This window comes from Ensifer sp. 38_S197 (assembly GCF_056924495.1).
Genome location: NZ_JBXOVZ010000002.1, coordinates 3,090,304 through 3,103,576, shown reverse-complemented (window position 1 = coordinate 3,103,576; position 13,273 = coordinate 3,090,304). Strand labels below are relative to the sequence as shown.

The 13,273-nt window shown below is 63.8% G+C and carries 10 protein-coding genes, 1 pseudogene and 1 riboswitch; of the genes and pseudogenes, 8 read left to right on the top strand and 3 right to left on the bottom strand.

The genetic code is table 11. From position 1 onward, the window contains the following. Window positions 1-497 precede the first annotated feature (497 nt). Window positions 498-641: a hypothetical protein gene (locus tag AC1Z3V_RS28030; protein ID WP_429807542.1), complete on the bottom strand. Its 144-nt coding sequence runs from the start codon at window positions 639-641 to the stop codon at window positions 498-500. A 249-nt stretch (window positions 642-890) separates the two neighbouring features. On the opposite strand from AC1Z3V_RS28030, the gene AC1Z3V_RS28025 reads away from it, so the two are divergent. After that, window positions 891-2,348 (top strand): cobyric acid synthase, encoded by a 1,458-nt coding sequence (locus AC1Z3V_RS28025; protein WP_483502966.1) that lies wholly within the window; start codon window positions 891-893, stop codon window positions 2,346-2,348. A 186-nt stretch (window positions 2,349-2,534) separates the two neighbouring features. Beyond that, the gene (locus tag AC1Z3V_RS28020) at window positions 2,535-3,158 is read left to right on the top strand and encodes a class I SAM-dependent methyltransferase (protein ID WP_483502964.1); all 624 of its coding nucleotides are present in this window, start codon (window positions 2,535-2,537) and stop codon (window positions 3,156-3,158) included. 132 nt (window positions 3,159-3,290) lie between these two features. On the opposite strand, the gene AC1Z3V_RS28015 is transcribed toward AC1Z3V_RS28020, so the two are convergent. Together AC1Z3V_RS28015 and AC1Z3V_RS28010 are read right to left on the bottom strand one after the other, a co-directional pair. Beyond that, a complete protein-coding gene (locus AC1Z3V_RS28015; protein ID WP_483502962.1) occupies window positions 3,291-4,118 on the bottom strand; it encodes an oxidoreductase in 828 nt (275 codons plus the stop codon). 186 nt (window positions 4,119-4,304) lie between these two features. Further along, window positions 4,305-5,324 (bottom strand): helix-turn-helix transcriptional regulator, encoded by a 1,020-nt coding sequence (locus AC1Z3V_RS28010; protein ID WP_483502960.1) that lies wholly within the window; start codon window positions 5,322-5,324, stop codon window positions 4,305-4,307. Between the two features lie 245 nt (window positions 5,325-5,569). After that, window positions 5,570-5,718, top strand: a riboswitch (cobalamin riboswitch). A 445-nt stretch (window positions 5,719-6,163) separates the two neighbouring features. On the opposite strand from AC1Z3V_RS28010, the gene cobU reads away from it, so the two are divergent. The 6 genes and pseudogenes from cobU to AC1Z3V_RS27980 all read left to right on the top strand — a co-directional run bounded on the left by cobU (window position 6,164) and on the right by AC1Z3V_RS27980 (window position 13,044). Further along, window positions 6,164-6,688, top strand: a complete 525-nt coding sequence (cobU, locus tag AC1Z3V_RS28005; protein WP_483502958.1) for a bifunctional adenosylcobinamide kinase/adenosylcobinamide-phosphate guanylyltransferase — start codon at window positions 6,164-6,166, stop codon at window positions 6,686-6,688. A 3-nt stretch (window positions 6,689-6,691) separates the two neighbouring features. Then, the gene (cobW, locus tag AC1Z3V_RS28000) at window positions 6,692-7,756 is read left to right on the top strand and encodes a cobalamin biosynthesis protein CobW (protein ID WP_483502956.1); all 1,065 of its coding nucleotides are present in this window, start codon (window positions 6,692-6,694) and stop codon (window positions 7,754-7,756) included. A 102-nt stretch (window positions 7,757-7,858) separates the two neighbouring features. Then, a pseudogene (locus AC1Z3V_RS27995) lies at window positions 7,859-8,532 on the top strand (cobaltochelatase subunit CobN); the annotation flags it as partial. An 84-nt stretch (window positions 8,533-8,616) separates the two neighbouring features. After that, complete coding sequence (gene cobN / locus AC1Z3V_RS27990) at window positions 8,617-11,814, top strand: cobaltochelatase subunit CobN (RefSeq protein ID WP_483504168.1); 3,198 nt, start codon at window positions 8,617-8,619, stop codon at window positions 11,812-11,814. Between the two features lie 160 nt (window positions 11,815-11,974). Further along, window positions 11,975-12,619: a cob(I)yrinic acid a,c-diamide adenosyltransferase gene (cobO, locus tag AC1Z3V_RS27985; protein ID WP_483502954.1), complete on the top strand. Its 645-nt coding sequence runs from the start codon at window positions 11,975-11,977 to the stop codon at window positions 12,617-12,619. Then, on the top strand, window positions 12,619-13,044 hold the full coding sequence (locus AC1Z3V_RS27980) for an EamA family transporter (RefSeq protein WP_429807562.1): 426 nt from the start codon (window positions 12,619-12,621) through the stop codon (window positions 13,042-13,044). Before cobO ends, AC1Z3V_RS27980 begins: the two co-directional genes overlap by 1 nt. Window positions 13,045-13,273 lie beyond the last annotated feature (229 nt).

Here is a 13,273-nt window from a genome sequence, read left to right as displayed (position 1 = left end):
TGTCTGCGACATGGCCGAAGGGCGTTTTATGAGCGTGGGAAAGGCCGAATTTAAGCAATAGCGACAATTCCTGCCGCAAAAGAAGGCGCTATGCACCGCGCGATCGGGAAGCCTGTCGAGATCCTGACTTTTCCTATCGCGATTGCGCCACGGAGATTGTCGCGCATGTCGCGAAAAAAAATCAAAAAAGGCCGGAATTCATCTTTGATTAAATCCTCAATAACCATCCGGTAACGATGTCCAGCTAATTGTTCTTCTGCGGCGGGGGAACTGCCGCGGGTCCGGATCAGGTAGAGCGTCCCGGGCTTCGAGCGAACCTTCGGTGCGTTACTCCGAAGTGACCAGGTGTTTTTTGGCGGCCGCATCCCTCTGTCGAGGTTGATGCGGCCTTCGCATTTCTAGACCAGCGCCGCCATAAAAAAACCGCCCCTGATGGGGCGGTGCGAGGCTGCTCTGGGAGGGGAGCTCCGAGGGGCGAAGAATGCCCGGTCGCGGGATCAGCCGACGTTCGACGTGCGAATGACGCCGAGCGGGCCGAAGGGAGCGTCGACCAAGAGGTTACGCACGCGCGATTGGCTGTTCGGAACCTTGGAGTTCCAGGCGATCTGGACGAAATTGGGCTTGCTGAAAATGTACAGCATGGACGTGAACCTTGAGAGGCCGGAGGCCTATCCTCCGGGGCTTGTTGTGCTGGCGGTGATATAGGTGTGCGCCGCAAAAAAATGAATGCCAAACTCGCCATGCCATGTCGCATTTTGGCTATCGGTCGCGGCGCTTTCGACAAGCCTTGCGACGGCGCGAAACATTGCGTGAACGCCTTGGCTCGATTGCGGCGAAAACGTGTCGAAACAGACCTTTGCCGCTGAGCGTTTCAGTGTTACCGATGGCCCATGACACGCAGGATCATGTTGCAGGGAACCGGCTCGGATGTCGGAAAATCGGTACTGGTGGCGGGGCTCTGCCGGCTCGCTGCCAACCAAGGCTTGAAGGTCCGCCCGTTCAAGCCGCAGAACATGTCGAACAACGCCGCCGTTTCCGACGATGGCGGCGAGATTGGCCGCGCGCAATGGCTGCAGGCGCTCGCCGCCCGCGTGCCGTCGTCCGTGCACATGAATCCGGTGCTCCTGAAGCCACAGTCCGACGTCGGCAGCCAGATCGTCGTCCAGGGCAGGGTGGCCGGCCAGGCCAAAGGCCGGGAGTATCAGGCGCTCAAACCCAAGCTGCTTGGCGCGGTGATGGAGAGCTTCGAGCAGATTTCGGCCGGCGCCGATCTCGTAGTGGTCGAAGGCGCGGGTTCGCCGGCGGAAATCAACCTCAGGGCCGGCGACATCGCCAATATGGGCTTTGCGACCCGCGCCGGCGTGCCGGTCGTGCTCGTCGGTGATATCGACCGCGGCGGGGTGATCGCCTCGCTCGTCGGCACGCATGCGATCTTGCCCGAGGAAGACCGGCGCATGGTCACCGGCTATATCATCAACAAGTTCCGCGGCGACGTCACGCTGTTCGACGACGGCATTGCCGCCGTGAACCGCTTCACCGGCTGGCCCTGCTTCGGCGTCGTACCATGGCTCAAGGCGGCGGCACGATTGCCGGCGGAAGATTCGGTGGTGCTGGAGAAACTGGCGCGCGGCGAGGGGCGGGCATTGAAGGTTGCGGTGCCGGTGCTGTCGCGCATCGCCAATTTCGATGATCTCGATCCGCTCTCGGCCGAACCCGAGATCGATCTCGTCTTCGTGCGGCCGGGCCATCCGATCCCTGGCGACGCCGGCCTCGTCGTCATTCCCGGGTCGAAATCGACGATCGGCGATCTCATCGACTTCCGGGCGCAGGGCTGGGACCGCGATCTCGAACGCCATGTGCGCCGCGGCGGCCGGGTCATCGGCATTTGCGGCGGCTACCAGATGCTCGGCCGGCGCGTGACCGATCCGCACGGCATCGAAGGCGGCGAGCGGGAGGTCGAGGGCCTGGGGCTGCTCGACGTCGAAACCGAGATGGCGCCGGAAAAGACCGTGCGCAACAGCCGCGCCTGGTCGCTGGAGCATGGCATGGCGCTTGAGGGCTACGAGATCCACCTGGGCAAGACGCAAGGCGCGGATTGCGACCGGCCCTCCGTGCGCCTCGACGACCGAGCTGACGGCGCGCTTTCGGCCGATGGTCGGGTGATGGGCACCTATCTGCATGGGCTGTTTTCGAGCGACGCCTATCGCGCAGCCCTCCTGAAGAGCTTCGGCATCGAAGGCGGCACAAGCAACTATCGCCAATCGGTCGATGCGGCGCTGGATGATGTGGCGGTCGAGCTGGAGGCGGTGCTCGATCGGCACTGGCTGGACGAGTTGCTTGGACGCTAACCGGACGCCTTGTCGCGGTCGTGCCGAGCGAGCAGTGAAGCGCCGGGGTGGGCGGCACAGCGGCGGAAAGCCACACAGCTTTCGCTTTTCCGCTCTACTGCATGTCTCCTGAAATCGACTTCGGCTTGAAGTCGTCGACAAGGAAAGAGAGTTCGGCAGCCGCCGTGCAGAGAGGCAGGTGTTTCAATGCAGGACGAAAACACGCGGGCGCACTGGGATCATGCCTATCAGACAAAAGGCGAGGCCGGGGTTAGCTGGTTCGAGGATACGCCGGCGATTTCCCTCGATCTCATCCGCAGGCATACGGCAATCGCTTCGTCGTCGCTGATCGATATCGGTGGTGGCGCCTCGCGGCTGGTGGACGCATTGCTTGACGAGGGCATGAAGGCGATCACCGTGCTCGACCTGTCACCGGCGGCCCTTGAGACGGCCAAGGCAAGGCTTGGGTTGCGGGCCGATGAGGTGCGATGGGTTGCCGCCGATGTGACCGGGTGGGAACCGGATCAAAGCTACGACATCTGGCACGATCGCGCCGCCTTTCACTTCCTGAACGAAGCGGAGGACAGGGCCGCCTATATCGAGCGGCTGACGGCGGCCGTGGCGCCCGGCGGGCACGCGATCATCGCCACCTTCGCCCCCGACGGCCCGGAGCGCTGCAGCGGCCTGCCGGTGGTGCGCTACGACCCGGCGACACTCGCCGCGGTGATCGGGCCGTCGTTCCGGCTGGTCGAGCATATCGAGCACCAGCACAGGACCCCGTGGAACTCGAGCCAGGCCTTCCAGTTCAGCGTGCTGGAGCGGGCCGGGTAGTTGGGGGCGGCGCAAAGGCGCTGGCGACTTGCGAAAGCAATGTTCGGGGCGGTGACGGGCGCTGAGAGGTCGTCCTTGGCGTGAGCCGCGATAATCTCGCATCGCGCCAAGGGCTCTATCGCTTGGTGCCGATCAGCGGACGGTCCACAGGACCATGCGGTCGAACGCACGATCGCCAAACCATTTGCGGGTATTGATCATCATATTGGCGAATTTGCCGGCGGCATAGCGGGTCTTGGGTTTGCGGGCCTTCACGGCCTTGGAAACCACGTCCGCGATGACCTGCGGCGACGAGCCGCCGCCGTCCTTGTAGCTGTCGGCGGTGGCCTTGGAGACCTTCTTCGCCATTGCGCCGTAAGGGGTATTGCCCGAGAACCTCATCATCGGGCCCTCCATCACGTTGGCGAATGCGGTCTGGATGATGCCGGGCTCAACGACCACGACGTCGATGCCGAACTGTTGCAGTTCTAGGCGAAGGCAGTCCGACAGGCCTTCCAGCGCATGTTTCGAAGCGTGATACCACGCACCCAGCGGGGTGTAGATTTTGCCGCCCATCGAGGTGATGTTGATGATCTTGCCAGCGCGCTTCTCGCGCATGTAGGGCACCAGATCCTGGATCAGCGCGGCGGCCCCAAACAGGTTTACGTCGAACTGATAGCGGGCCTCGTCGAGAGGCACGTCTTCGACCGACCCATAAAGCCCGAATCCTGCATTGTTGACCAGCACGTCGACGCCGCCGAACGTCTCAGTGATCTCGGTCACCGCGGATTTCCGGCTGGCCTCGTCAGCGACATCCAGCGCGACGGGATATGCACCGAGCGCCTTCAGATCGTCCATCTGCTCCACCCGGCGGGCGGCGACGACGACGGTCAGACCATCCTTGATCAGCTGCTTTGCGATGACCTTGCCCATGCCCGAGGATGCGCCGGTGACGAGAGCGGTTTTCTGTACGTTTGCCATGATCTTCTCCAACCTTGCGGGCGTCGTGCCCGTTGTTCGTTGGAGATCAATCTGGCCTGCCGCACGAATTTCTTCAAAATCGCTTTGTGCCAATCAACTATCGGAACGCGCCAAATCCCTATCTCCTGGCGCATATGCAAAACGGAAGCCGGATCGCACCCGTTTCCCTGATCCTGATCGGACTTCTCAGTGCGCCACCATTCCCCGCGCTTCGGCCGGCGTCATGCCGGTCCAGCCCTGGAAGGCGCGATAGAAAGAGTTCGGCTCGCGGTAGGCCAGGAGATAGGAGATTTCCTCGACGTTCAGCCCGTCTTCGCCGAGATAGTGCATCGCCAGTTCCGCGCGGGTCGATGCCAGCACCGTCTGGAAGGTTTCACCTTCCTCCTTCAATTGCCGTTGCAGGGTGCGTTTCGACATGGCCAGCCGCCTGCACATCGCCTCGATATTGGCCTCGCCCGACGGCAGCATGTCATGCAGAACCCGCTTTGCGCGCAGCACGATGGGAGTGTCGGTTTCATGTGCCTCCATCTCGCGGCGCAACTTTTTCTCGAACTCGGGCCAGGATTCCTCGTTTTCGGTGATCAGCGGCAGATCGGCATCTTCCTTGCGCAAGGAGAGGCGCGCTCCGCCGCCAAGGTCCGGTTCACAGCCCAGGAATTCCAACACGTCCTCGCCCAGATTGGTCAACTCGGGCAGTTGGACGTGCGATGGCTGGATAAATTCCGCGGTGTAACAGCGGGCGGATTCCAGGAGGTAGAGGGCCTCGAACCAGACCAGTTGCGGCGGGGCCGGAACAGCCGGGTCCACCGAACCGATCTCGATATGCAGGCCGCTGTCATCCTCGGAGACCTCCAGCTTCATCGGCCCCATCAGCGGTTTGAACACCGACAGGCGCTGGAACCCGATGCGCACGTCCGGCGAACACGAGAAAGAGAACATTGCCGGTGTGAACGGTGCGTGGGCAAAGAGCTTGCTCAGATAGAGCGGCAGATCGGGCCGGTCAGCCTCGGCTTCGATGGCGCGCCACAGGGCGAACACCTGGGCGGGCGTCAGGCCCTTGCCCTCGTTGCGAAGAATATCACGCGGCAGCCCGGCCCGGCGCAACGCCTGTTCGGCGGAGATTTTCAGCAGCTTGGCCACCTGGGTGATGGATCTGGCCACGGGATAAAGGCGGTTTGACATGGTCGCCTGCAATTTTGAGTTCATTATTCCCCTCTTTTCTGCACATGGGAATACGGACGCGCCAGAGCTTGATGGCATATTGGCACATTCTGATAGTGCTTTGGCGCAAGATGAGAGCGAAAAGACGTACCGGGTGAAAGCTCAGGCGGATGCGCTATCCTTTAGGGCGTACTCCGGCCCGCCCATTCCGTGCCGACAAATCGTCGCGCGGCGCAACGAGGCCGGGGAGGTGTCGCAAGCGTCGATTGACTTTGCCCCGGCCGCTTCCTAATCATCAGGTGTTGGATGGTTCCCCCTCGTCGTGGCGATGCGGGGGAATAATTGGGAATGTGACGGATGGACCCAAATCGGGCATCCTTATCGCAGCCGACCCCGCGACTGTAGAACGGTCAGGGTTCGCCATCGGGCTCGGAGCTTAGGCTTGCCGTGCGATTGCATGGGGCAATCGCGGCAATTCGGAAACGAGCCGGAAAAGCCACTGGCGTGGCATCGTGATCAGCCGGGTTGGACGCCTCTTCTTCTACGAATCGTCCGCCTTTCACGAGACCGCCCACAGCGCCCTCGCGTCGGAGACGACGTGCAAAGGTTCGCTGTGGCACCGGAAAGCGCCGGGAAGGTGAGGCGGGCCGCTCGGGTCCTGACATCGGAACCTCGCCCTTACGGGCGAGGCGATGCGGGAAGCCGTGACGCCGTGAGCCAGGAGACCTGCCATCCGGCATGGGCATTCCGCCCGAGGAGACCCGCGGTCTCCAACGCCATCACGGAGGTTGTTTTGGCTCACAGATATTTTCCCGACCGCGCCGCCGGCGCGCCGAACGATTGTTGCCAGCTGCCGCTGACCGCGGCGTGTTGAGGCGGCGGCGATGAGCATCTCCAGCGCCGGACCCGTTCTGGTCCTCGGTGGCGCCCGTTCCGGAAAATCCAGCTTTTCCGAGAAGCTCGTCGAAGCGTCCGGGCTCACAAAACATTATGTCGCGACCGGCCGCGCCTGGGACGACGAAATGCGCGAGCGGATCGACCACCACAAGGCCCGCCGCGGCGATGGCTGGACGACGCATGAGGAGCCGCTCGACCTCGTCGGCATCCTCAACCGCATCGATGATCGCAATCATGTCGTGCTGATCGATTGCCTGACGCTCTGGGTCACCAACCTCATGCTCGAAGAGCGCGACATGGCAGCGGAGTTCGCCGCCCTTGCCGCCTACCTGCCAGAGGCGCAAGCGCGTCTCGTCTTCGTTTCCAACGAGGTCGGCCTCGGCATCGTGCCCGAGAACCGCATGGCCCGCGATTTTCGCGACCATGCCGGCCGTCTTCACCAGATCGTTGCGGAGAAATCCGCTGAAGTTTACTTTGTCGCGGCCGGTTTGCCGCTGAAAATGAAGGGTTGATAAATGACCACTGCGAAGGCCAGCCACGGCAAGATCCCGGCGACCGTCATCACCGGCTTCCTCGGCGCCGGCAAGACGACGATGATCCGCAACCTATTGCAGAACGCCGATGGCAAGCGCATCGCGCTGATCATCAACGAGTTCGGCGATCTCGGCGTCGACGGCGACGTCTTGAAGGGCTGCGGTGCGGAGGCCTGCACCGAGGACGATATCATCGAGCTTACCAATGGCTGCATCTGCTGCACCGTCGCCGACGATTTCATTCCGACCATGACCAAGCTGCTCGAGCGCGAGAGGCGCCCGGACCATATCATCATCGAAACCTCGGGTCTCGCCTTGCCGCAGCCGCTGGTCGCCGCCTTCAACTGGCCGGATATCCGCAGCGAAGTGACCGTCGATGGCGTCGTCACGGTGGTCGATAGCGCCGCCGTTGCCGCCGGCCGCTTTGCCGACGATCACGACAAGGTGGATGCGCTGCGCGTCGAGGACGACAATCTCGATCACGAAAGCCCGATCGAGGAGCTCTTCGAGGACCAGTTGACCGCCGCCGACCTCATCGTCCTCAACAAGACCGACCTGATCGACGCCTCCGGCATCAGGTCGGTGCGCGAGGAAGTGGCCTCCCGCATCAGCCGCAAGCCGACGATGATTGAGGCGAAGAACGGCGAAGTCGCCGCCGCCATCCTGCTCGGCCTCGGTGTCGGCACGGAAGGCGAGATCGCCAACCGCAAGTCGCACCACGAAATGGAGCACGAGGCGGGCGAGGAGCACGACCATGACGAGTTCGACAGCTTCGTCGTCGAGCTTGGTTCGGTCGCTGATCCGGCTGCCTTCATCGACCGCCTGAAAGGCGTGATCGCCGAACACGACGTTCTGCGCCTCAAGGGCTTTGCCGACGTGCCCGGCAAGCCGATGCGCCTGCTGATCCAGGCGGTCGGCGCACGCATCGATCAGTATTACGACCGCGTCTGGGCGGCCGGCGAAAAGCGCGGCACGCGCCTCGTCGTCATCGGCCTGCACGACATGGATGAAGCGGCGGTGCGCGCTGCGATCACCGGGCTCGTCTAGATCATTCCTTGAGTGAAATGATCTAACGTATTGAAATGATGCAATTCCGGACGGAAGTCGCTTTCGGCGTTTCGTTCGGGATTGCCCGAACGGACAAAACGAATGCATCTGCTTCTCGCCCAGAAAGGAACGATCGCCGACGGCAACGAGGCTATCGACCTAGGGCAAACGCCGGCCGACATCCTGTTTTTCTCGGCCGCCGACACCGAGCTTTCCTCGATCGCTGCCGCCCACGGCCGCCGCGACGGCGGTCTCAGCCTGCGCATCGCCAGCCTCATGAGCCTGATGCACCCGATGTCGGTCGACACCTATGTCGAGCGCACGGCGCGTCACGCGAAGCTTATCGTCGTTAGGCCGCTCGGTGGTGCCAGTTACTTCCGCTATCTGCTGGAAGCCTTGTATGCGGCCGCCGTCACCCACCGCTTCCAGATCGCGGTGCTGCCCGGCGACGACAAGCCGGATCCGGGGCTTGAGCCGTTCTCGACGGTTGCAGCGGACGATCGCCAGCGACTCTGGGCCTATTTCACCGAGGGCGGCGCCGACAATGCCGGCCTGTTCCTCGATTATGCCGAGGCGCTGGTGACAGGTGCGGAGAAGCCGCAGCCGGCGAAGCCCTTGCTCAAGGCCGGCATCTGGTGGCCGGGCAGGGGCGTGATCGGGGTTTCGGAGTGGTTGCGGGTAGTTGGTGGGGATGCGGACGCTCGTTCCGCTGCGGGCGGAGAGCGTGAGGCGCGTTCCGGGCAAGCCGATCTGCCCATTCGCAGCAAGTCGAGCGACGTAACTGCCGCGTTTGCATCTACAGTCAATCTGAATTCTGGATCGAGCGCTCGCCCCAAGCCAATCTCCCCCCCGTGGGGGAGATGCCCGGCAGGGCGGAGGAGGGTAACGCCTCCACAAACGCGACGGTCGCCATCTGCTTTTACCGCGCCCTTGTCCAGAGCGGCGAGACGCGGCCGGTGGAGGCACTGATCGATGCGTTGGCGCAGGAAGGTGTCCGCGCACTGCCGATCTTCGTGTCGAGCCTCAAGGATGCCGTCTCTGTCGGCACGCTGCAGGCGATCTTTGCCGAGGCGGCGCCCGACGTGGTGATGAACGCCACCGGTTTCGCCGTTTCCTCGCCGGGTGCCGACCGGCAGCCGACCGTGCTGGAATCGACCGGCGCGCCGGTGCTGCAGGTGATCTTCTCCGGCTCGTCGCGGGCGCAATGGGAGACGTCGCCGCAGGGGCTGATGGCGCGCGATCTCGCGATGAACGTGGCGCTGCCGGAGGTCGACGGCCGCATTCTTGCGCGGGCCGTCTCCTTCAAGGCGGCGTCGATCTATGACGCCAAGGTCGAGGCCAATATCGTCGGTCATGAGCCACTTGAAGATCGTGTGCGCTTTGCCGCAAGCCTCGCCGTCAACTGGGCGAAACTTCGCCGCGCCAGGCCTGCCGAGCGCCGCATCGCCATCGTCATGGCCAACTATCCGAACCGTGACGGCCGCCTCGGCAATGGCGTCGGGCTCGACACCCCAGCCGGTACCGTCGAGGTGCTTCGCGCCATGGGGCGGGACGGTTATGCCGTGGGCGAGGTGCCTGATGATGGCGACGCGCTGATGCGTTACCTGATGGCCGGCCCGACCAATGCGGCGAGCCGTGACCGTGAGATCCGCGAACGTATTTCGTCAAGCGATTACAAGGCCTTCTTCGATTCGCTTCCGAAACGGATTCAGGATGAAGTCAGTGGCCGCTGGGGCGCGCCCGAGGCCGATCCCTTCTTCCTCGACGGCGGCTTCGCCCTGCCGCTCGCCCGCTTCGGCGAGGTTGTCGTCGGCATCCAGCCGGCGCGCGGCTACAACATCGATCCGAAGGAAAGCTACCACTCGCCGGACCTCGTGCCGCCGCACGGCTATCTCGCTTTCTATGCCTTCCTGCGCCAGCAATTCGGTGCGCAGGCGATCGTGCACATGGGCAAGCACGGCAATCTCGAATGGCTGCCGGGCAAGGCGCTGGCGCTGTCGGCGACCTGTTATCCCGAGGCGATCTTCGGGCCGCTGCCGCATATCTATCCCTTCATCGTCAACGATCCCGGCGAAGGAACGCAGGCGAAACGCCGCACCAGCGCCGTCATCATCGACCACCTGACGCCGCCGCTGACGCGGGCCGAATCCTACGGGCCGCTCAAGGACCTGGAAGCGCTCGTCGACGAGTATTACGACGCTGCCGGCGGTGACCCGCGGCGGCTCCGGCTCTTGAGCCGCCAGATCCTCGACCTCGTACGCGACATCGGCCTCGACAGCGACGCCGGCATCGACAAGGGCGACAGCGACGACAAGGCGCTGGAAAAGCTCGACGCCTATCTCTGCGACCTCAAGGAAATGCAGATCCGCGACGGCCTGCACGTCTTCGGCGTGGCGCCGGAGGGCCGGCTGCTGACGGATTTGACCGTGGCGCTGGCGCGCGTTCCGCGCGGCCTCGGCGAGGGCGGCGACCAGAGCCTGCAGCGGGCGATCGCCGCGGATGCGGGGCTCGCCTTCGACCCGCTCGACTGCGTCATGTCGGACCCATGGACCGGCCCGAAGCCATCGATCCTCGCCGATCTGTCCGACGCCCCCTGGCGCACCGCCGGCGATACGGTCGAGCGGATCGAGTTGCTGGCCGCAGATCTCGTTGCGGGCGAACAGACCTGCCCGGAAAGCTGGGCCAGCACCCGCGCCGTGCTCGATGAAATCGACACCCGCCTCAAGCCCTCGATCTCCGGCTCCGGCTCCGCCGAAATGGTGGGCTTCCTCACCGGCCTCGATGGCCGCTTCGTCGCGCCCGGTCCCTCCGGCGCGCCGACCCGCGGCCGCCCGGACGTGCTGCCGACGGGGCGCAATTTCTACTCCGTCGACAGCCGCGCCGTGCCGACGCCGGCGGCCTATGAGCTCGGCAAGAAATCGGCCGAGCTCCTGATCCGCCGCTATCTGCAGGATCATGGCGAATGGCCGTCCTCCTTTGGTCTCACCGCCTGGGGCACAGCGAACATGCGCACCGGCGGCGACGATATCGCCCAGGCGCTCGCGCTGATCGGCGCCAAGCCCACCTGGGACATGGTCTCGCGCCGGGTGATGGGCTACGAGATCGTGCCGCTCGCCGTGCTCGGGCGGCCGCGCGTCGACGTGACGCTGCGCATTTCCGGTTTCTTCCGCGATGCCTTCCCCGACCAGATCGCGCTCTTCGACAAGGCGATCCGCGCCGTCGGCGCGCTGGAAGAGGATGATGCCGACAACATGATCGCAGCGCGCATGCGGGCGGAGGCCCGGCGGCTGGAGGCGGAGGGCCTGGACGCCACGGAGGCGGCCCGTCGCGCCTCCTACCGCGTCTTCGGCGCCAAGCCCGGGGCCTATGGCGCCGGCCTGCAGGCGCTGATCGACGAGAAGGGCTGGGAAACCAAAGCCGATCTCGCCGAGGCCTATCTCACGTGGGGCGCCTATGCCTATGGCGCCGGCGAGGAGGGCAAGGACGAGCGCGATCTTTTCGAGGAACGCCTGCGTACGATCGAGGCGGTGGTGCAGAACCAGGACAACCGCGAGCACGACTTGCTCGACAGCGACGATTACTACCAGTTCGAAGGCGGCATGAGCGCTGCTGCCGAACACTTAAGCGGCGCTCGGCCGGTGATCTACCACAACGACCATTCGCGGCCGGAAAAGCCGGTCATCCGTTCGCTGGAGGAGGAGATCGGCCGCGTGGTCCGGGCGCGCGTCGTCAATCCCAAGTGGATCGATGGCGTCATGCGCCACGGCTACAAGGGCGCGTTCGAGATTGCCGCGACGGTCGACTACATGTTCGCCTTCGCCGCGACCACGGGGGCGGTGCGCGACCATCATTTCGAGGCCGCCTACCAGGCCTTCATCGTCGACGAGCGCGTGGCGGACTTCCTGCGCGACAAGAACCCGGCCGCCTTTGCCGAGCTTGCCGAACGTTTCCTAGAAGCGATCGACCGCAATCTCTGGACCCCGCGCTCGAACTCGGCGCGCTTTGAACTGGGCGCCATCGGCAGTACCGCAACCCGGCTTCGCGCCGGCAACGAATAGGGCGGTTCCGGGCTGACGGTTTTCCGTCCGGAATTGCTTGGAAGCAAAGACCTGGTTCCGTTTCGCTGTTCAGTGCAAGGCGGAACTGAACGGAGACGGGATGAGGAAAAGCGTATGCGGTTTTCCGCCGGCATCCCGCTGATTTGATGAGGGAGTGATCATGAGCGACGAGACGACAGCAAGCGGCGAAGCCCCGGCCGAGAAGGATGATGCCCGCCACGCCATGAAAATGGCGAAGAAGAAGGCGGCGCGCGAAAAGATCATGGCGACGAAGACGGACGAGAAGGGCCTGATCATCGTCAACACCGGCAAGGGCAAGGGCAAGTCGACCGCCGGCTTCGGCATGATCTTCCGCCATATCGCCCACGGCATGCCCTGCGCCGTCGTGCAGTTCATCAAGGGGGCCATGGTGACCGGTGAGCGCGAGCTGATCGAGAAGCATTTCGGCGATATCTGCCAGTTCTACACGCTCGGCGAGGGCTTCACCTGGGAAACGCAGGACCGCGCCCGCGATGTGGCGATGGCCGAGAAAGCCTGGGAAAAGGCGAAGGAACTGATCCGCGACGAGCGCAACTCAATGGTGCTGCTCGACGAGATCAATATCGCGCTGCGCTATGATTATATCGACGTCGCCGAGGTCGTGCGCTTCCTGAAGGAGGAAAAGCCGTACATGACCCATGTGGTCCTGACCGGTCGTAACGCCAAGGAAGATCTGATCGAGATCGCCGATCTGGTGACCGAGATGGAGCTGATCAAGCATCCCTTCCGCTCCGGCATCAAGGCGCAGCAGGGCGTCGAATTCTGATGAGCCAGAGCTGGCAGTTCTGGGCGCTGCTTTCGGCGGCCTTTGCTGCCCTGACGGCGATTTTCGCCAAGGTCGGCGTCGCGCAGATCAATTCCGATTTCGCGACGCTGATCCGCACCGTCGTCATTCTTTTGGTGCTCGCCGGCATCGTCGCGGCCACCGGTCAGTGGCAGAGGCCCTCGGAAATCCCCGGTCGCACCTGGCTGTTCCTGGCGCTGTCGGGCCTGGCCACCGGCGCCTCCTGGCTTGCCTATTTCCGCGCGCTGAAGCTCGGCGATGCCGCGCGCGTGGCACCGATCGACAAGCTCTCGATCGTCATGGTCGCGATCTTCGGCGTGCTCTTCCTCGGCGAGAAGCTCAACCTTATGAACTGGTTGGGCGTCGTTTTCATTGCCGCCGGTGCGCTGCTTTTGGCAGTGTTTTGAACTTGCCACCACCGTGCCGATCAGCGCGGTCACCATGCCGACCTGATCGCCAATGCGCTATCGATCAGAGCCTGCGATCCGATCTTCTCGAGAGTATTCGGCATCGAGATGAAGCGCCTGCTGGAGGCATTGGGGATGGCGATGAAAGGCTTCTTGAGAAGGCGCGCGTTCTCGTGCCGGAACGAGGCGGAATGCGCCTGTTATCCGGCGGCGTGATCGGCCCTTGAAG

Excerpts from the sequence above, each read along its gene's own strand:
- AC1Z3V_RS28030 (WP_429807542.1), bottom strand. The coding sequence starts at position 641 with ATGCTGTACATTTTCAGCAAGCCCAATTTCGTCCAGATCGCCTGGAAC.
- AC1Z3V_RS28025 (WP_483502966.1), top strand. The coding sequence starts at position 891 with ATGACACGCAGGATCATGTTGCAGGGAACCGGCTCGGATGTCGGAAAA.
- AC1Z3V_RS28020 (WP_483502964.1), top strand. The coding sequence starts at position 2,535 with ATGCAGGACGAAAACACGCGGGCGCACTGGGATCATGCCTATCAGACA.
- AC1Z3V_RS28015 (WP_483502962.1), bottom strand. The coding sequence starts at position 4,118 with ATGGCAAACGTACAGAAAACCGCTCTCGTCACCGGCGCATCCTCGGGC.
- AC1Z3V_RS28010 (WP_483502960.1), bottom strand. The coding sequence starts at position 5,324 with ATGAACTCAAAATTGCAGGCGACCATGTCAAACCGCCTTTATCCCGTG.
- cobU (WP_483502958.1), top strand. The coding sequence starts at position 6,164 with ATGAGCATCTCCAGCGCCGGACCCGTTCTGGTCCTCGGTGGCGCCCGT.
- cobW (WP_483502956.1), top strand. The coding sequence starts at position 6,692 with ATGACCACTGCGAAGGCCAGCCACGGCAAGATCCCGGCGACCGTCATC.
- cobN (WP_483504168.1), top strand. The coding sequence starts at position 8,617 with ATGCCCGGCAGGGCGGAGGAGGGTAACGCCTCCACAAACGCGACGGTC.
- cobO (WP_483502954.1), top strand. The coding sequence starts at position 11,975 with ATGAGCGACGAGACGACAGCAAGCGGCGAAGCCCCGGCCGAGAAGGAT.
- AC1Z3V_RS27980 (WP_429807562.1), top strand. The coding sequence starts at position 12,619 with ATGAGCCAGAGCTGGCAGTTCTGGGCGCTGCTTTCGGCGGCCTTTGCT.